The following is a 19966-nucleotide window of genomic DNA, read 5'->3' as shown; positions in this document are numbered from 1 at the left end:
CGCATGTGAACTAGACTAGGGCAAGCGCTAACCGCATACAAAAACACACAAAAAAAGCCAGAACTGAGTTCTGGCTTTTTATTTTCTATGATCGGGTGACTAAATTATCACCGGAAACTTGCGAGTCATAATCTCGGCTTACTTCTTGGTCCAGCGATCCATCCAGCCCAGTACGTTGGCGTACCATTGCTCCAGGTTGTCTGGGTTAAGGATCCAGTGGTTTTCATCTGGGTAGACAAGCAGCTCAGATGGGATCCCTTTGCGCTGCATGAAGCTAAACGCCGCCAGGCCCTGACCATAAGGCACACGGAAGTCCTTCTCTCCGTGGATCACCAGCATAGGCGTCTGCCAGTTATCGACATAGTTAACCGGGTTAAACTTCTCGAACAGTTCCTTGTTGTCCTGGTAGGTGCCACCGAACTCATATTCAGGGAACCACAGCTCTTCAGTCACATAGTACATAGAGCGCATGTCGAACAGACCCGCGTGGTTAACCAGACACTTGAAGCCGTCGTTCCAGTTACCTTGGATCCAGTTCATCATGTAGCCGCCGTATGAGCCACCCAGGGCGCAGGCGCGATCGCCATCTAGCCACTTCTGCTGAGCGGTCACCGCAGCCAGACCCTTCTGCAGATCTTCCAGCGGCTTGCCGCCCCAATCCTTAGAGATAGAGTCGGTGAAGGCCTGACCATAACCGGTAGACCCGTGGAAATCGATCATCACCACACCGTAACCGGCACCCGCCCATAGCTGAGCGTTCCAGCGGCTGCTGAATGAGTTGCCGAATGAGCCTTGTGGGCCGCCGTGTACCAAGAAGGCAACAGGATACTTCTTGCCTTGCTTGTAGTTAGCAGGCTTGATCCAGTAACCATAGACCTCTTCGTTGTTCCAGCCCTTGAAGCTGAACTGTTCAAACTCGCCAAACTTGATCTTGGCCAGGTTGTCTTTATTCACCTCGGTCAGGCGATTTACATTCTGACCGTCGAGAGACATGGTATAGAGATCGCCCGGCTCAACCAGACTCTTGTGGTTGAAGACGATCTTGTCGCCGGTCACACCCAGGATGCTGTTGCTGCCGTCGTTGTGTAGCGTCTTCACGTCACCAAATTGAGTGTTGACCTCGAAGATGCTCACCTGGCCCAGATCCTGCGCCGTCACGTAAAGTGTGCGGTTATCTGCGCCGAAAGTCAGCGAGCTTGGGCTGCGATCCCACAGCGGCGCCACTTCTTTCTCTTGGCCAGTCACAGTGTCACGCAGCATGACGCGGTAACGATCCGCCTCGAAGCCAGGCTTGCTCATGGCCAGATACGCTAGGTAACGGCCGTCGGCCGAGAAGGTTGGCTGGGCATCCCACGCCTTGTTGCTCTCGGTCAGGTTTTTCGCCTCACCGCCCAGCACTGAGACTTGCCACAGGTCATAGTTGGTTTCCCAAGCCTGTGACTTGCTCGGCGCCTTGGCGCTATACACCACATACTTACCGTCTGGGGTAAAGGTCACCTCTTCCATGCCTGAAAATGGCAGCGGCGGAGTTTCGGTGTCCAGGCCTTTCGTCACATCCATGGCAGTGTCGATCATCTTGCCGTCTAGTTTTGCCACAAACAGGTGGCTGCGGCTGTGGTCGCCCCAGGTATCCCAGTGACGTACCATCAGCTGCTTGTATTCGCGGCCAGTAGATTTACGCTCGGCTTCCTGCTCTCGCTTGTCGGCGGTGCACTTCAAGGTGTCACACTCAGGGTAGACACGCATGTTCATCACGACCTGAGCGCCATCTTGAGACAGCTTAAAGCCTTCAACGTCCAGCGGCAGATTAGAGATCTTAACCGCTTCGCCGCCATCGAGTGCCAGCTCATACAGCTGTGAGCTGCCATCGCGCGCTGCCAGGAAGTAGATCTTCTTATCGTCTGCGCTAAAAGCAACGCTATGCTCAGTGCCTTTGGCCGAGGTCAGGCGTTTTACCTTGCCATCGGTCAGCGACTGAAGATAAAGGTCAGACTGTGCCTCACCCTTATCATCAAATTTTTTAACTGCATACACGATTTTAGTGCCGTCATTAGACAGTGCACTGGAATGCAGCTTATTCATTTTAACGAGATGTTGTACCTTGAAAGGCTCTGGTGCTGCGGCGTGAGCGCCAGACACCAGACCGGCTGTCGCCAAGGCAAGTACGATTGCAGTTTTTTTCATTGTTATAGTCATCTTTATGGTTGAACGGCAAGGCGACAATGCTTAATGCTAAGAAAAGGCGCCTAAAGCCAAAAAGTGTCGCCAAAATACGCAACAGACACTAAACAAAAATGGGGGGTTAAGCAAGTCGCCTGACTCACCTAAAACCCACCCACTTCTTCATGCTTTACTCTGGGTTAGGCAAGTTTGACACGCCAGGTGGCAGGGCCGGTTTCGTGAGCATTGACCCCTTCGCTGTCTACGGCAACGGTAACCGGCATATCAGTCACGTCGAACTCGTAGATGGCTTCCATACCTAAGTCTTCGAAGGCCACTACCCGTGACTTCTTGATCGCCTTAGACACCAAGTAAGCGGCGCCGCCCACAGCCATCAGGTAAACCGCCTTGTGCTTCTTGATAGACTCGACAGTGGCCGGGCCACGCTCAGCCTTACCGATCATGCCCATCAGACCTGTCTTATCCAACATCAGGTCGGTGAACTTATCCATGCGAGTCGCCGTCGTTGGACCCGCAGGGCCAACCACTTCGTCTCCCACAGGATCGACTGGGCCAACATAGTAGATAAACTTACCGGTGAAATCGACACCCTCTGGCAGGCCTTCACCACTCTCGATAAGGGTTTGAATGCGCTTGTGCGCCGCGTCACGACCGGTCAACATCTTGCCGTTTAGCAGCAGCACGTCACCGCTCTTCCACTGTTCGATGTCAGCTTGGGTGACGGTATTAAGATCCACGCGGCGTACGCCCTCACCCGCTTCACGGGTGATCTCTGGCCAATCCTCCAGCTTAGGCGTCTCCAGCTCGGCTGGGCCTGAGCCGTCGAGGTGGAAGTGTACGTGGCGGGTCGCCGCGCAGTTAGGGATCATCACCACAGGCTTAGAGGCTGCGTGGGTTGGCGCCGATTTGATCTTGATATCTAGGACTGTAGTCAGACCGCCAAGGCCCTGGGCACCTATGCCTAGCTTGTTAGCACGTTCGAAGATATCCAGACGCAGCTTTTCTTCGGCGGTTTCGGCACCTTTGGCTTGTAACTCATGGATGTCGACAGGATCCATCAAGGCCTCTTTGGCCATCACGGCTGCTTTCTCTGCGGTGCCGCCGATGCCTATGCCCAGCATGCCTGGTGGACACCAGCCGGCGCCCATAGTCGGTAGTGTCTTCTCGACCCACTCGGCGATATCGTCCGATGGGTTAAGCATCACCATCTTAGATTTGTTTTCCGATCCACCGCCCTTAGCAGCGATGGCGACTTCAACATGGTTACCCGGCACCATCTCAACGTGTACCACAGATGGCGTGTTGTCTTTGGTGTTCTTACGGCCACCGGCAGGATCGGCAACGATAGAGGCGCGCAGCGGGTTATCTGGGTTGGTGTAGGCGCGTCTTACCCCTTCATCCACCATCTGCTGCACTGTCATGTCTGTCTTATCCCACTTGACACCCATACCGATCTTAACGAAACAGGTCACGATACCTGTGTCTTGGCACAGAGGGCGCTTGCCTTCGGCGGACATACGAGAGTTGATCAAGATCTGCGCGATAGCATCTTTTGCCGCCGCACTCTCTTCACGCTCATAGGCCTCGGCCATGGCATCAACGAAATCTTTAGGGTGGTAATAGGAGATATATTGTAGTGCGTCGGCGACACTCTCGATGAGGTCCGCTTGCTTGATGATGGGCTGTTCTATAGTCACAGACATTTCCTTACTCACGTTTTGGTTATTCACCGCCCTTTTGCAGGGTCGCGTATTTTTTTTGAATCCGTTCACAATATGATACTCTTTCGCGACTTTTAGGGGAACATCACATTTTAGATAAGGGTTATCGATGGATTTTTCGTCGACTCAAGGCGTTGCACTGCAAAAGTTAGACTGGCAACTCTCCACCATTGAGGTATTTGACTGCTTCGCTCACCTGCCCTGGGCCATACTGCTGGACTCCGCCGGCGCCGACCACATTGACGCTCGGTACGACATCATCAGCTTCGATCCTCTGGCCACCATCACCAGCCAGGATGGCGTGACCCAAACCAAGCATCTGCGTCCAACTGCGGCGACCGCTACTGGGAAAAACAACCCTAAAAACAGTGATGAAACTAGCCAGGACGATCCCTTTTCGATACTTCAGGCGGCAGTAGCCGACTACTTCCCAATTCAGCATGCCTGTGAGCTGCCCTTCAGCGGCGGCGCCCTTGGCACCTTTAGTTATGATCTGGGCAGACGCATCGAAAATCTCCCCGCCACCGCGGCCAAAGATATCGCGCTTCCCGAGATGAATGTCGGCCTCTATGACTGGGCGTTGCTGTTTTGCTACCAGAGTCAGACCTGGTCTCTGGTGCACTACCAAGGTGAAAAGGCGCTTAAAGAACGTCTAGCAGACTTAGAGGCGAGACTAGATTCGCGGTCAAGCAAAGCAGCCAATGGTGAGAAGTTTGCCCTGAGCCGTGACTGGCAGCCGCAGATCACTAAGGACGAATACAGAGACAAGTTTGATCGGGTGCAGGACTACCTACACAGCGGTGATTGCTATCAGATCAACCTGACACAGCGTTTCGAGGCCGAGTATCGCGGTGATGAGTGGCAGGCCTACCTGAAACTCAGGGCCAGTAACAAGGCGCCCTTCTCTGCCTTTATACGCCTGGATAAGCACGCCATCCTCTCCATCTCGCCGGAGCGCTTCATCAAGCTTAAGGGCGATGCCATAGAGACCAAGCCGATCAAAGGCACCATGGCGCGATCCATTGACGCCGATGCCGATAAGGCCGCCGCCCAAGCCCTGGCGGCATCGGAGAAAGATCGCGCCGAAAACCTGATGATCGTGGATCTGCTGCGAAACGATATCGGCAAGGTAGCAAGCCCTGGCAGCGTGCGGGTGCCCCATCTGTTTGCCATCGAAAGCTTCCCGGCGGTGCACCACCTGGTAAGCACAGTCACCGCCAACCTCGCTGCCCCCAACAGTCCCTGCGATCTATTAAGGGCCGCTTTTCCCGGTGGCTCCATTACGGGCGCACCTAAGATCCGCGCCATGGAGATCATCGAAGAGCTGGAGCCATCGCGCCGCAGCCTCTACTGTGGTTCCATCGGCTATATCAGCCAAGACAGACAGATGGACACCAGCATCACCATACGCACCCTGGTGGCCGAGCCACCACGTCTCTACTGCTGGGCGGGTGGCGGCATTGTGGCCGACTCACAGGTCGATGCCGAATATCAGGAGAGTTATGATAAGGTGAGTAAGATCCTCCCCGTGCTGAGTAACTGACAAGTAATTAGGCAAATATGACACTGGACGAGTTTAAACGGCGCTACGCTCTGCACCAACTGCCCACAGACACAGGGCCGCAGATCCATCGCACATTGCGACAGGCCGCCGTGCTCGTTCCCCTGATGGAAGCCAGTGGTCAGCTGGAACTGTTGCTCACTCGCCGGCCCACTCACCTAAGGGCCCATCCGGGGCAGATAAGCTTCCCCGGCGGCAAGGTTGAAGAGAGTGACGCCAGTTACGCTGACACCGCCCTGCGTGAGGCGTATGAGGAGATCGCCCTACCGCGAGACAATGTCGAGGTGCTGGGCCAATACCCCATGTTCAACACATTCACCGGCTTTGCCATCGCACCCATCATAGGGGTGGTAAGAGAAGCTTTTGAGCCAGTGCTCGATCCCGGCGAGGTGGATGAGCTGTTCAGCGTGCCGCTGAGTTTCCTGTTAAATCCTGCCAATCGCATTCAGAAGCAGTTTTCCCGCCGCGGCGTGAACTACCCCGTCTACTTCATCCCTTACGGCGACTATTTTATCTGGGGCGCCACCGCCGCCATGATAGACAGGCTCTGCCGCCAGATAGGCAATGAACAACCGCTCTAAACCCGATCGTTACAAAAATGGCTAAGCCCACTCCAAATAAGAGCTAAGCCCCAGCTAGCCCACGCTACGAAAGCCTCTTGGCGTACATGCGCCAGCAAATAGTGAATACAGCGAAAATAAATGTGCTGAAGCCCTAGACGAAGAACTAGACAAAAAACTTAAGATAAAGACCTGCCGCAGTAGAGGTTAACAAGAGCAGTGGAATATTAAACCAGTAGCCCATGCGGCTGTGGTGGGCCACATAGAAATTAAAGGCCAGGTTGATCAAACTGATGGCGGCGCAGCTCCAAATCACATACTCCAGCCTCAGGGTGATGGTGGGATCCCAGGTGAGGCGCACGCTGGCCCCTTTACTGAGAAAGTAACCCACGGCGCGATCCGGTCTGGCCTCACCAAATAGCAGTAATGCGTACACGGCCAAGGACCAACCTAAGATCGACAAGGTGCCTAAAAAAATCTGGAAAATTTTGACTTTTTTCATTTAGCCCCCTGATACCAATCACGGTAAGTAAGTGATCAGAAATAACGCAGGAAAAACGGTCGAGAACAAGGCAGAATTTTTCGATTAGTAGTTATTCTACAATCAAAAATTGTAACGCCGTTATCGGACGTTTTAACAAATTAGCATGATCAATTATTTACTACGATTGGTATACCATCTAGCCCACTGAATTAGCTGGCCATATTTTAAGCATAACAAGCTTTCCAGCCTAACACCATTAGCGGATAAGCAGCAGAATAAGGCCGCTTTTTCATGGCGCTTACGCCTGCCTTAGCTGAAATGCCCATTTTATTTGCCTTTAGGCCAATCTATCTGCTGTTTTTCCCTTGAGAAAAGCCACCAGCAAGGTAATATAAACCTCCAAAATTTTTAATAAAACGTTTCGTTGGAGAACTAAGCAACAATGAGCATTGCATCTGTCGCTTCTGTATTTAAGGGTGATTTTGCGGTTGGTTCGCAAGTTACCGTTCGCGGTTGGGTAAGAACTCGCCGAGATTCCAAGGCCGGCATCTCTTTTCTTGCCGTATATGATGGTTCCTGTTTTGATCCCATTCAGGGCGTTGTGCCAAATAGCTTAGACAATTATAACGACGAAATCTTACGCCTCACGGCCGGTTGCTCAGTCGTGATGACGGGTGAACTGGTAGAGAGCCCAGGTAAGGGTCAAGCATTTGAGATGCAAGTGACTAAGGTTGAGGTTACGGGTTGGGTTGAAGATCCTGATACCTACCCTATGGCGGCCAAGCGTCACTCAATCGAGCATCTGCGCGAACTGGCTCACCTGCGTCCACGCACCAACATCATTGGCGCCGTGGCCCGTGTTCGTAACTGTCTGTCTCACGCCATCCACAACTTCTACAACGAAGAAGGCTTCATCTGGGTATCTACCCCGCTGATCACCGCCTCTGACTGTGAAGGTGCCGGTGAGATGTTCCGCGTCTCGACACTGGATCTGGAAAACCTGCCACGCACCGACGAGGGTAAGGTCGATTTCAGCGAAGACTTCTTCGGTAAGGAATCTTTCCTGACGGTATCGGGTCAGCTCAACGGCGAAACCTACGCCTGTGCACTATCTAAGATCTACACCTTTGGCCCGACCTTCCGCGCCGAAAACTCAAACACCAGCCGTCACCTGGCGGAGTTCTGGATGGTTGAGCCAGAAGTGGCCTTCGCCGATCTGAACGATGTTGCCGGTCTGGCCGAGCGTATGCTGAAGTACTGTTTCCGCGCCGTACTTAAAGAGCGCCGCGACGATCTCGAGTTCTTCGCCCAACGCGTCGACAAGACAGTTATCGAGCGTCTAGAAAGCTTCGTTAACAGCGATTTTGCTCAGGTAGACTACACAGACGCCATCGAGATCCTCAAGGCCTGTGGCAAGAAGTTCGAGTTCGATGTCGAATGGGGTATCGATCTGCAGTCTGAGCACGAGCGCTACCTGGCGGAAGAGCACTTCAAGGCACCTGTGGTCGTGAAGAACTATCCAAAAGATATCAAGGCCTTCTACATGCGTCTCAACGAAGATGGCAAGACAGTAGCGGCCATGGACGTACTGGCACCTGGCATCGGTGAGATCATCGGTGGTGCCCAGCGTGAAGAGCGTCTGGACGTGCTAGATACCCGTCTGGACGAGATGGGTCTGAGCAAGGAAGATTACTGGTGGTATCGTGACCTGCGCCGTTACGGCACAGTGCCGCACTCAGGCTTCGGTCTGGGCTTCGAGCGTCTGGTCTCTTACGTGACCGGCGTATCGAACATCCGCGACGTGATCCCATTCCCACGCGCGCCTAAGTCAGCAAACTTCTAAAGCTAGCTGACTTTTACAAAAAAACGCCCTACGGGGCGTTTTTTTATGGGCGCAGGTTTCAGATAGCAATTTCAATGGACTAACGCCGAATTAAGTAGTGAGCAACGCAATACAAAAGCTGTCGTAGTGCACCTTAAACACCAAAAATCACTGCAAACCAAAATTGCCACGCGTTGCGAATCTGCTTAAATTGTTTGTTATACGCTTTTCTTGCGAGGATCAAAATTAACTTCAATTACCTGTAAGCAAGGTCTTAGCTCTGGGCGAAGTGTTATAGCTAGTTCATAACAGCATTCGGAACAAATAGGTGACATTACGTAGTTAACTGGAATACCTTTTTCCCCAAGCGTTCGATATGTATCTTCATACGTAGAGAGAATAGCTACATCTAGCTCAGCGAATTCCCAAGGGTAATGATACCTAAAAGACTCTTTTTTCTTGTCCTTGAACTCGCAACAAATACATAAAAGTCTACCAGGAACATGGTGAAAACCCTTATATTTACCCAGTTCAACTGTGTTCCAAATTTGCTCTTTTTTTAACTTTGGAGCATGACAAAGCTCTTTAAATTCTTCTTTGTCATTTAAGTTTATCGACGACTGCAATGAACACATGCTATCCGTTAACTTACAGTTCCAAATATCTGCAGGTAAGCTAATACAGCCTTCTGGACAATTTATGTGTTCACCTTTTGAAGAGCAAGACTCTATGTGAGGAATAGCTTCATATCGAATTTGGTCATTAAGAAACCTTTTCGCAACGGATATGGTATGTTCGTAGTTCATCCCAGCATAAAAAAGTGAAAAAGTAGGTCGAAAGAAAGTTAAATGAAAACCACCATCGTGATGCTCAGTAACTTTAACCAACGATTTTGATTTCATATCACCTCCTGCATATAACGCCCAACACACCAGCCGGCAAAAGTGGCGCGTAATTGCGACAGCAATTTAAGTGACACTTTTGACGGTCGGTTGCTGCTTGTTAGGCGCTGCCTGATACATTACTGAACCTACAATATTGTGATGGCATTAAAAGCCTTAAATCTAAACGAATTAGATCGCCTGCACTAGAATCTTTATAACTTGGAGCATGGTCGTGTGACTGGCTTTGAGGAAAGACAACAATTGATGCATATGGTGTATCTCTAACTTCCTTGTACATAAGAACATCACCCATATCATTTTTAGTCCATTGATTTGAGCCTTCTAAGATTTTACCGACAGCGTGGTAAACCACTCTGAGACTAGCTCCATTTTTTGATACTTCATACTGATATAGATCAGTAGGATGTTCAAGATCAACTCCAACCCTTATTAGTTCAGACATTAAGTCTTCAGGCAAAATCTCTTTGTATGAATTTCTCCAATCTTTACACGAATTGCATTCACAGCAATAAGCTGGATTTCCAGGTTGATTCTGGATGTCTCGTGTAGCCTCTAAATGGATAGCAAGCTTCCATTCATGAACTGAAATAGTTGGACGTAACTTCTTCATATTCAATCGCGCCTAACATTATTAGTGCGCATCCACATCTATTTGGCAAAACGCGCATACACATTTAACAAAACTATTATTGATGACTTACTAAACTAAAGTCATTGATTTATAAACACTCTACCAAAATCATACCGGATAAACGAGCATCAGAAAGGGCAAAGCGAGCATGAATATTGACTCGTTCTCCAACTTAAATACCTGAAGGCTAATCGTGAAAAACCTGTCATAAAAATCTAGTTATGAAAATCTAGTTATGAAAATCTAGCCATGAAAAGCTGGTCATGAAAGCTAGCCACGGATGATATGGTGCACGGCCCCCTGACAGCTTAGAAAGGCTTCTGCCTTCGTCCCCTGAAGCATGGCCAGGGTCGCCAGCATACCAGCGACGACACACTGAGGAGCAAACACACTGACCGATAGCGGCGCGCCGATGATGGGATACCCAGTGCTGGGGTCGATGATGTGGCCATAGCGTTTGCCTTGGTGCAGCAGATAACGCCGAGAGTGTCCGCTGGTGGCCAGCGCGCCAGATTTCAGCGTCACCACACGTGCGGGAGTATCTAGCTTGTGGGGATCTTCAATCCCTATCTGCCAGGGCCGCTCGCAGCCTGGAGAGGCAATCATATCGCCGCCAAGATTCACTAAGAGATCATATTCGGGCAGTTCACGTCGCAGCACCTCTATGGCCCTATCGGCGGCGTACTCCTTAGCGATCCCGCCGAGATCGATCCCCATGCCATCGGGTAGAAAGAGGCGCTGCTCCTCAATAATCAGCCGCTCAAAGCCGACGCATTCAAGCGCCGCCTCTATCTGGCTGTCACTCGGCGGGACTGCGCTCTCTCCAACGCCGAATGGCCAGAGGGCCAATACGGGCTCAGCGGTCACATCGAACTTTCCATGACTTAACCGGTAACAATGCTCCGCAAACCTGAGTAGCCCAAGGGTTTCATCGCCGATCGCTTGCCAGTCTCCGGCGCCGCGATTGATTTTAGCTAATACGCTGTTCTTGCTAAAACGGTTGTACTTAGCCTCGATGCGCCTAACCTCGGCCATGGCGCGCTCAAAGGCCTGAGTTATTCGCTCTTGGCCAGTCCTGTTACCTTGAGTCTTGTCACCTTGAGCCTTGCTTTCTGCTTGCTTAGGACGCGCCAAGAACTCACAGCGACTGGCCATGGCCATAAACTCGCCCCTGAGCCCCTTAAGGTTTTTGTGTCCATATTGGCTACCAGCGAACGCATGGTCGCTTTCAACTGAGGCGACCGCCTGTTGATCGTCTAGGTCAACAAGCGGCGACAGTTTGAGACCTTCACCTGTTGAGATCAAAATCGCATTCCAAACTGCAGCACGATCGCGTCGAGGCGCGGGAACTGATCGAAACTGGCGAGCTCACCGGGCAACTCGACCCCCGGGTTTTGTGGGCGCTGCTGATAGTAGGCCAGGCGCACACTGGCCAGCATCCCCTGCTCTAACTTCTGGCCATATTTGAAGCCTATCGTATAGGTCTGCATCTTACCCAGACGATGATCCGCCGAGGCGAACTCGGGCAAGGGCTCCCCCTCGGTGAGATAGAGGTGATAAAACTCTGCCGCATCCTGCAAATAAACTCTAAACTGCCATTGCCAATAGGCGGCGCCGCTGAGGTTGTAGCGATAACGGGCATCAAAGGTATGGGCCTGCAGCGACCAGTCATCATTACTGTAGCGATAGGAAAAGGTCAGCGTGCCGCTCTCTAAGGCGCCCTTGGTCATGAGATAGAGGTTGTGTTTGAGCCGCTCGTCGGGGCGCTGCTCATAGTGATAGCCAAGCGCCTGGCCTGCATTGTCGACCCGGCTAACCACCTTGTAGGCATCATTAAGATAGCCATTGACGGCCGAGAGGCCATAACTCAACTGCGCCTGCCAGCGACGATTCAGGGTTTGGGTGATGCCCACATTGAGATCTAAGGTGCGCTTGAGGGCACTGTCATAGAAACGGGTGGCATCGAATGCCTGCCTGAACTCGGCCTCGCTGGCAAAGTCATTACGAAACACCATCTCGCTCATCCCAACAGGCCGCCCGCCCACTGGATTGACGATATCGAAATAGTAGGCCGCGCCAGCAAACACCTGGGTATTGCTCTGATTGAAGGAGTGTTCGAGCCCAGCATTAACACCGAGTGAGGTGTAATCATATTCGCGAGAGAGATATCCGCCGAGACTGGCCTGCCACTTGGCAGAGAAGAGATGCTGCCAATTGGCGCTCAGCTGCAAGCGGGTATCTTTGAAGGTGTCATCCAGCGGCAGTTCTCCGGCTCTCGCCTGATAGACTCCGGTGCCCGAAGGCCGGGTAAAGCTTTGGGGGCTTGCCTGGATCACGGCGCCATTGGCCGAGGCGCCAGTTAGGGCGTCCAGTGCTATCTTGCCGCGAATAATATTGGCGTCATCCAGCGCCTGACGATAGTTGATGATCCCTTCTGCCGCCGTGACCCTGTCCTGCTCCTGATAGTAGACCAGGGCCGCATCTATGGTGGCGCCGGCGAGCGGATCGCTCGCTTGTTCCTCTTCTGCGGCATTATCACGCGACTCGGCGGCTCGTTCGCCCGCAAGCGCATTGTCACAGGACAGTGCCGCGCCGACACCGAGAAACAGACTGCTGGCCATCAGCAGAGATGCCATCACAGACTCGCTTTCTAGCGAGGCACTTTTTGCAGATGCGCTTGTTACCGAAGCGCTTTCTACTGTCCCGAGTTGATTTGGTGTCGGCCTGTCCTTCGTGTCGCTCAAGCGATCTTCCTTTTCCCTGTTAGCTCTTAAAACAACCTAGTTACAACCACAACCACCGCCGGCAAGAGTGCGGCCGCCGCTGGCGCCCTCCTTACTGAAATAGATATGATCTTCTATCGCCATATCCATCTCATCGGCCTCTAGCTGCATATCCTCCCGGGCAAACTGCCCTCGCTCCCAGGGCTTTACGCCGAGATTGGCGCAGCCAGACAGCAGCCCTACCAATATGAGCAGCAGCTTTAAATCAGTTCGCATCGGCTGACCTCTTCTTCAACAAAGATTGTATCTCCTGCTCGACGCCAACTTGCTTGGACTTGAAGAAGCCCAGGTGCTCGCTAACCAGATTTCCTTCGGCGTCAAACAGATAACTGCTGGGCATCCCCTGCAGATTGAAGTGGCCGGCCACCTCCCCCTTGGGATCGTAGAGGATATCGAAGCTAGTTTTGAAATCGGCCAGAAATGGCCCGGCCATCTCACTCTTTTCATCGAGATTGATCGCCACGATCGCTAGCCCCTTGTCGCCATAGCGTTGATGCATCAGCTCCATCCAGGGAAAGGAGTCACGACAGGGTGCGCACCAGGAAGCCCAAAAATCCACATAGACCACCTTGCCCTTATAAGACGCTAGAGACACCAGCTCGCCGCTTTGTGTCTTGGCGCTCAAGTCCAGACCCGGCGCAGCGTGACTCGGCAGCACCATAGATAAGCTAACGAGCATTGCCATCGACAGCCAAAGAAGCCTGGCCATCGTGGGGGATCTCATTCTCCCCTCTACCGACGGCAGAACGCCTTGCATCTTCTGTTCTCGTGACATCATTGATCCTTCACTGCTGGTTAAACACTTTCTTTATAGCTTGCACGGGGCGGACTTTACTAACAAAAGTCTCCTATCTTATTAACGAGGTTAGCAAAAAATCATGGTATTAGGACAGCGAAAGATATAGTTATACCACTTCGCAAGAAAGAGTATGCGTTATGAAAACGCCTGAACGAACACCCTTTTTTAGTCAAGGCTGCTCAATGTTAGTCGAGCCAAGAGAGATAGCAGACGCTGGCCTTAACGCCGTTGCGGTTAAACCAGTCCAGCCAGATTGTCTGATTATCTCTTAGGGCATCTCCCGGGCCCTTCACCTCGATAAGCTCGGCTGTGACTCTGTTATGAGCTAAGCTCGGCGCCCCGTCATCGGTTGCTTGATTCTCTGTTGCTAGAAGCTCAGTTGCTGGACGTTCGATTGCAAGATGCTCGGCAGTTAGATGAAAACAGATAAGATCGGGAAAGCCAGCACGATAGTAGCGGAGATCGAACAGCATCTGTCGAAATAGTTTCGCAAGAAAGGCGCCGCTGAATGCTGTCAGCGCCAGCTGCAGTAACAGGGGGGTCTGATCCTTGTCTCGGCTTTGGGCTGATTCCAACCCTAGGTCATCAAAGCTTAACTCCTCAAACAATGGCCAGTGCACCCAGTCGTTGGTGATGCCGCGTTTTTGATGAAAATGCTCCATGATCATCTGGGTGTCACCCGAGGCCAATGCCGCGAGTCTCTTATCTATCGCTTGTTTACGCCTTGGGTAGAATTCACTCTGGTACATGTCGCTCGGCCTGCTCTGATAGGGATTAGCGAAGGCGCCGCCGACATCGGAGAAGATGATGTCCCAGAAGGCCAGGCCAAACATGCTACAGAAGAGGCGATTTTCTACCTCGACACAAAGCCGCAGCTTATTACCCTGCGCAGTGCTCAGGTGTCTGGCGGCGCATTGCTCGACGCGCTCGGCGTTCAACTCTTCGCCTTCGATGCTTTCATCATTTACTGTGCGCTGACACTCAAGTTTGAAGGTATCAAACTCCCCTTGCCACGGCTTAGGCGCCGCCCGTCCCAGGCTGCGATGAAGGCTTTTCTGCAAACGCCTGGCGACCAGACGCTCACTCTCCTCCATAGGAGACGCTAACATCAGCTCTACAAATTCTAACGCCTCATCATCACGGCCAAGCTTATTCAGGCAGCGAGCCTGGCGCTCCCGGCTAGGCGGTCTCTTTGTGTTTCCATACAGGGCTAAGGCGCACTCAAAATGGCCTAAGCGCTCCAATTGGCGCGCCGCCATTAACCAGAGCCCCTGGGTCATGCGGTTAAGCTTTTCATTCCCAGCCTCTTTGGTGAAATCGGGCAGCTCGGTGAGTCTTTGACAAAATAAATCAAATTTTTCGATACTAATATCACTGGGCTTACCGCTCAGACCACCCTCTTCAAACTCTCTGTATAGTGTAGATAAGCTATACAAGCCCTCTATCTCGGCTCGCGTATTAAAGCTGCGACTGGCGATACTGGTCGAGTAGGCTTCAAAATTATGAATGCCAAGATCGGCCAAGATAAACTGACTCAAAGACTGACTCATGCGCTCGAAATAGAGTAATTCGAAGCGGCGATAGACGGCCTGAGGGCTAAGGCAGAACCAATGCTGTGCTGGTGCCAAACGCCTCAGCAGATGTGCTAACAAGCCTGTCTCTTGAGCATACTGGATAAGCTCACTCTTCTTTAACCGCTTGATATCCACCTGTCTTTGATCGGCGTGAAACCCCGTTTCGTTAGGCAATGCGCCTTCCCTTGCCGTCGCCCCCCTTGTTTCAACCAAGGCTTGGCTTATTTCAACCAAGGCCTGGATCAGCTCCGCTTTAGTACTCTTGTGCAGCAACCAGGTCATCTCGGGCTGCTCATAGCAGATAAGACTTTGCTCACCAAGCTCAGAGATAGCCCCTGGGATCGTTTCTATCTCACTGTAACTAAGCTGAGCCTCACAGAACCAGGGGCCCTTGCGGGAAATAAGTCTGACAAGCAGACACTGGGCATCACAGCTCAAGGCAGAGAAGGTATCGATGAAGCCAAGTTCGACCTCATCGAGGAGATCGCCATAGCGGCTAGCGACTCCCTCAAGCATTAACTGAAAATTGCTGAGGTAGTAATAGATCGGCAGCACCTTAGCCGTGCTTGATGCTGCTCCACTTATCCTTACCGGTTTTTTAACCGCTACTGGCTTTTCGTTCTCTCGCTGCGTCATTGAGATCAGCTCTCTATATCGTGTTCGCGCGGTCTTGGTCGCTCTGTCTTGGTCGCTCTGCCTTGCTCAATTCTCTTCCACTAAGCAGCGATTATACTCTTAGTGGTGATTCCTTTTATAACAGCCTCTACAAGCCTATTTACTCGCTTACTTAAAAGCCTATTTACAAGCATGAGAAGTTGAAGCACTCTTAGCAAAATAACAAAAAGTGCCGCAATTTGGCGATAAAAATAGCGTAGGAAAATTGATCATGTGGATTCAAGTCGAGATTAATCTGCCCCCGAGACAGCGCGGTTATCATCTGATCACCGAAGAGATCTATCGCGCCGCTCCCCAGCTTAGCGAGATAAAGATAGGTCTTGCCCATCTCCTGTTACAGCACACCTCGGCGGGACTCACGATCAACGAAAATGCCGACCCCAGCGTGCGGGAAGACTTCGAGCGCTTCTTTAACCGCCTGGTGCCGGAGAATGAGCCCTACTACACCCATACCTATGAGGGTGATGATGACATGCCGGCGCATCTCAAATCATCCCTGCTGGGCTGCGAGCTTACCCTGCCGATCACCAACGGCGACTTTAATCTGGGCACCTGGCAAGGGGTCTACCTGTGTGAGGCTCGCAACCGCGCCAGTGGCCGCACCTTAATACTCACCATTCAGGGCGAATAGCCCCCACCCATCTGTAACTGGCGATTCGATGATTGGCTGCTCAGTCCTTGGTTGCGCTTAGACAGGCTGCTCAGTAATGGGCTGTAGAAGGGCCAGCCAATCATCTCTGTCCATCTCGGCGGCCGTGAGACTCTCGGTCTGATACATGCTTTGGGCCAGCGCCTGCTTACTCTGCTGCAGCTGCTGAATCCGCTCCTCAACCGTGTTCTGACAGATAAGCTTATAGACAAATACCGGCTTATCCTGGCCGATACGATAGGCCCTGTCACTGGCCTGCTCTTCGGCGGCCGGATTCCACCAGGGATCCACATGGATCACCACATCAGCCTCGGTCAGATTGAGTCCAGAGCCGCCAGCCTTGAGGCTGATGAGGAACACATTAACCTCACCGCGACGAAAACGCTCTATGATGCGATCGCGATGACGACTGCGCCCGGTGAGCATCTCATAGCCTATCTGCTGGCGATCCAGCTGCTCGGCGATCAAATCCAGCATGCTGGTAAATGATGAGAAGATCAGTATGTTGCGGCCATCTTCTATCATGCTCGGCAACTTGTTCTCCAGCCAGGCAAGCTTGGAAGACTCGGCGTTAAGCTCATCCTGTGCGCCATCTAAGCCCGTCACGCCTTGGCGAGAGTCAACTTCGGGAGACATCGCCACTTTTGAACTCTCTGTCTCGCCAACCTGCCCCAACTGACCCAGGTTAAGCATTGCCGGATGACAACATACCTGACGCAGCTTAAGCAGCGCATTGCTGATCATCAGGCGGTTGGCCTTGGCGCCGGTTTGCCTCAGGGCCAGTTGCACCTGCTCGGCCACGGTGAGACGTATGGTCTCGTAGAGATCCGACTGACTCTGGCTGAGCTCGATCAGGGTATTGATCACCGTCTTGGTGGGCAATTCGGTTGCCACCTGACTCTTGGTACGCCTTAACATGAAAGGGGCCAGGCGCTGAGCCAGCCGCTGACGACTGGCATCGCAATGATCTTTCTCTATCGGCTGTTTAAACTGGCGTTGAAACTGAGTGGCCGTGCCGAGAAAGCCCGGCATCAGGAAATGAAACAGCGACCAGAGCTCTCCAAGATGGTTTTCCATCGGCGTGCCGGTGAGACAGAGACGATGCTGGGTCTGCAGCCGGTTCACCAGCTTAGTGATACGGCTACGACTGTTCTTGATGGTCTGGGCCTCATCTAAAATCACCTGGTGCCAATTGAGCTTGGTCAGCCGCTCTGCGTCTTGGGCCAGGATCCCATAGCTGGTGATCAGAATATCAACATCCGTTAGCGCCTGCTCGTTATCATGACGGGCGCGGCCGCTCCAGATGAAACTACTCAGGCTTGGGGTAAACTGGGCAATCTCCCGCTGCCAGTTGCTGAGCAAACTGGTTGGCGCGATAACCAACACAGGCGCCTTAGTCACCCCGGCCTGTTTATCCAGCAAGATGCTGCACAGGGTCTGCAGCGTCTTACCCAGCCCCATGTCATCGGCCAATATGGCACCAAAGCCGTGTCGCTTGATAAATTGTAGCCAGGCGACCCCCTCTACCTGATAGGGACGCAACTCGGCGTTAAGCCCATCGGGCGCTACAAAGTCCGCGGTACCTAGCCTGTCTGCGCGCCTGCTCTGCTGCTCATTGAGATAACGCCCGAGCGCCTTGGCATGTTGCCTCAGCTTGGCCTCACCCGACCAGGTCAGCGCCTGCTCAGATTGACTCAAGGCATCATCGAGCAGCGGAATGCGCCCGAGGTGATGGCGGGCCAGCACCAGCTTTTCCTGATCGTTTAGCGGCTGCTGCGCAAAGAGCTCGTCGAGCACCGCGAGTATGCGCTGAATACGCGCAGCCGGCAGGGTTAGTATGGCACCAGATTCCAGCTCAAGTGCCACCTCCTGCGGTTGAGCCGCACTACCGTTTGCGTCAGATTGATCGCCGCTCGTTACCTGATTGAAATCTCGGCTGAGCTTGCCCTGACGAATGAGGTTGACCAGCAATGGCAGGAGGTTAACCCGCTTTCCTTCCACCTCAACTCCAAGGCTGAGTTCGAACCAATCCTTGTCGGCGCTGTTCACCTCGCCATACCAGGCATTGGCCGCCACCTGAACGAAACGTTGCTTGGCCACCAGTTCAATCTGCCAGCCCTTAAGGGAAAGCGTGCGCAGCAAGACCACATGCTCACTCGCCTCCCCCGGTACCAGACGCATGCCCTCACCGAGTGATTCTGTCACGGCCGGCTCGAACTGACTGGTGAGTAGAGGCAAGGGATTGAGCAGCAGCTGACACTTGGCAAATTGCGCCATGAAGGCTTTGTGGCCAGCACCAAGATAACTGAGTGATTCGAAGTCATAACGCTGGCCGCGGTGAACCATGGAAAATTTGGCCACATCGATAGGCGCCAGCAGAGGTTCAAGCCAGTTTTGATCTAGGCTCTCACGGGCGATCTCTAGCCTTGGCAGCCAGTCGCCGTCCAGATCCACGCCTTCTAACAGGGTTTGATTCACCCGCACGTCACGGCGTTTATCTATGATCCCAGTGCCCGAGCAGGTATCTAGCCAGACACCGGGGCAAAGGGGCAGCATGAAGCTTTCATCCAGGTAGTCTTCATCATAGTGAGTCGCCAAACGCACCGGCTCCCCCGCCACCTTGCCAAAGAAACAGCGACCGCTGGCAAACAGCAGGCGATAGAAATCGCTGCCAAGCCGCACCGAACTGTCATTGGTTTTATCTGTATCGCTATTGGTTTCCGCAAAGGCGCAATCGAGTTCGATAATGATCGCCTGCTCGCTTGATGTTTCGGCCATTGACAGATCTTGCTGCGCCGTTTGAGCCTCCAAGCTAGAAGCCACAGAGGTTAAATAATCGGGTAGATGGGCTTGGCCTGTCTTTTCACTGCCGCTTTCGGCGATAAAGTTACTGCTGCTTTCGCTAACGCTACTACTGCCTTCCGTGCTACTGCCAAGAGCATTGCTGAGTTCACCGATATTGTGACTGCTAAAATCAGCGGCCAACGCCCTCAGTGTGTGCAGCAACTTGAGATCTGTCTGACTGACATACTTAGGCACAGGCTGGCTCTGCAGCAGCTCGAATCCTAACGGGCCCTTGAGCTGGTAGCGGCCATTCTTATTCAGATAGCCTTTTAATACCTTGAGCTGCAAGCCTGTCTCGCTCGGCACTAACAGATAGAGGATGCGATGGCGCGCCATGGTGGGGAAAGGATCGAAACGCTCCTTGAGATCGCTTCTAAACAGGCGAATGGCCGTATCTGAACGTCTGGAGCGCCCCTGCTCATCGAGGGCACGAAGCGCCGCCTGCTCGATCACTAACGCCGCCTGATGGGCACAACGAGGCTGACCACAGTCGCAGCGACCGCTTATCTTACCCTGATCGTTGAGGGAGACCTGGCAGGTTATTTGGGGCTCACCGGCAAAGACGCCGCGGATAATATGGGCCTGGCGCTGACACTCCAGCAGCCGACCGCCCAACAACGCTTGCAGCGCGGAAAACCTTTCTTGATGTGAAAACTCTTGTACAGCCGTTTGTAATAACATCGTCCGAGAAAAAGGCAGATAGACCAAGATCAGCAAATGAAAGGAGAGATGATATCACTATTTGTCAGGCTTGTTGTAGCCTACTAAGGTCAAGTG

At 52.6% G+C, this 19966-nt stretch carries 15 protein-coding genes; 4 read left to right on the top strand and 11 right to left on the bottom strand.

The genetic code is table 11. The features are described 5' to 3' along the window. Positions 1-138: 138 nt before the first annotated feature. Positions 139-2184 (bottom strand): dipeptidyl-peptidase 5, encoded by a 2046-nt coding sequence (locus tag K0I63_RS09845; RefSeq protein ID WP_220083297.1) that lies wholly within the window; start codon positions 2182-2184, stop codon positions 139-141. A gap of 176 nt (positions 2185-2360) precedes the next feature. Beyond that, the gene (locus K0I63_RS09840; protein WP_011865702.1) at positions 2361-3884 is read right to left on the bottom strand and encodes a fumarate hydratase; all 1524 of its coding nucleotides are present in this window, start codon (positions 3882-3884) and stop codon (positions 2361-2363) included. Between the two features lie 127 nt (positions 3885-4011). Between K0I63_RS09840 and pabB the strand changes: the two genes are divergently transcribed. Then, positions 4012-5445, top strand: a complete 1434-nt coding sequence (pabB, locus tag K0I63_RS09835) for an aminodeoxychorismate synthase component I (protein ID WP_220083296.1) — start codon at positions 4012-4014, stop codon at positions 5443-5445. A gap of 17 nt (positions 5446-5462) precedes the next feature. Then, complete coding sequence (locus tag K0I63_RS09830; RefSeq protein ID WP_220083295.1) at positions 5463-6044, top strand: CoA pyrophosphatase; 582 nt, start codon at positions 5463-5465, stop codon at positions 6042-6044. Positions 6045-6189: 145 nt separating this feature from the next. Here K0I63_RS09830 and K0I63_RS09825 read toward each other — a convergent pair whose 3' ends face one another. After that, complete coding sequence (locus K0I63_RS09825) at positions 6190-6525, bottom strand: hypothetical protein (RefSeq protein ID WP_011865699.1); 336 nt, start codon at positions 6523-6525, stop codon at positions 6190-6192. Positions 6526-6949: 424 nt separating this feature from the next. Between K0I63_RS09825 and asnS the strand changes: the two genes are divergently transcribed. Further along, on the top strand, positions 6950-8350 hold the full coding sequence (asnS, locus tag K0I63_RS09820; RefSeq protein ID WP_220083294.1) for an asparagine--tRNA ligase: 1401 nt from the start codon (positions 6950-6952) through the stop codon (positions 8348-8350). A gap of 197 nt (positions 8351-8547) precedes the next feature. On the opposite strand, the gene K0I63_RS09815 is transcribed toward asnS, so the two are convergent. The 7 genes from K0I63_RS09815 to K0I63_RS09785 form a co-directional block, all read right to left on the bottom strand. Then, entirely contained in the window at positions 8548-9231 is a 684-nt protein-coding gene (locus tag K0I63_RS09815; protein ID WP_220083293.1) for a hypothetical protein, read from the bottom strand. A gap of 100 nt (positions 9232-9331) precedes the next feature. Continuing rightward, a complete protein-coding gene (locus tag K0I63_RS19990; protein ID WP_258406985.1) occupies positions 9332-9844 on the bottom strand; it encodes a hypothetical protein in 513 nt (170 codons plus the stop codon). A gap of 291 nt (positions 9845-10135) precedes the next feature. After that, entirely contained in the window at positions 10136-11170 is a 1035-nt protein-coding gene (locus tag K0I63_RS09805; protein WP_220083292.1) for an FAD:protein FMN transferase, read from the bottom strand. Then, positions 11167-12609, bottom strand: a complete 1443-nt coding sequence (locus K0I63_RS09800) for a DUF3570 domain-containing protein (protein ID WP_258406984.1) — start codon at positions 12607-12609, stop codon at positions 11167-11169. The genes K0I63_RS09805 and K0I63_RS09800 overlap by 4 nt, the downstream gene beginning before the upstream one ends. A gap of 36 nt (positions 12610-12645) precedes the next feature. Next, positions 12646-12864, bottom strand: a complete 219-nt coding sequence (locus K0I63_RS09795) for a DUF4266 domain-containing protein (protein ID WP_220083291.1) — start codon at positions 12862-12864, stop codon at positions 12646-12648. Further along, positions 12854-13333: a TlpA disulfide reductase family protein gene (locus K0I63_RS09790; protein ID WP_258406983.1), complete on the bottom strand. Its 480-nt coding sequence runs from the start codon at positions 13331-13333 to the stop codon at positions 12854-12856. The genes K0I63_RS09795 and K0I63_RS09790 overlap by 11 nt, the downstream gene beginning before the upstream one ends. A gap of 299 nt (positions 13334-13632) precedes the next feature. Then, complete coding sequence (locus tag K0I63_RS09785; protein WP_220083290.1) at positions 13633-15657, bottom strand: VRR-NUC domain-containing protein; 2025 nt, start codon at positions 15655-15657, stop codon at positions 13633-13635. A 250-nt stretch (positions 15658-15907) separates the two neighbouring features. On the opposite strand from K0I63_RS09785, the gene K0I63_RS09780 reads away from it, so the two are divergent. Then, positions 15908-16327 carry a secondary thiamine-phosphate synthase enzyme YjbQ gene (locus K0I63_RS09780; protein WP_220083289.1) on the top strand — a complete coding sequence of 140 codons (420 nt, stop codon included), beginning with the start codon at positions 15908-15910 and terminating at the stop codon, positions 16325-16327. Positions 16328-16384: 57 nt separating this feature from the next. Here the strand turns inward: K0I63_RS09780 and K0I63_RS09775 are convergent, their stop codons facing one another. Next, a complete protein-coding gene (locus K0I63_RS09775; RefSeq protein ID WP_220083288.1) occupies positions 16385-19804 on the bottom strand; it encodes a DEAD/DEAH box helicase in 3420 nt (1139 codons plus the stop codon). Positions 19805-19966: the final 162 nt, after the last annotated feature.

This window comes from Shewanella rhizosphaerae, from assembly GCF_019457655.1.
GTDB classification, from domain to species: Bacteria; Pseudomonadota; Gammaproteobacteria; order Enterobacterales; family Shewanellaceae; genus Shewanella; species Shewanella loihica.
The sequence above is the reverse complement of the archived record's forward strand: the minus strand, read 5'-3'. Positions and strand labels throughout refer to the sequence as shown.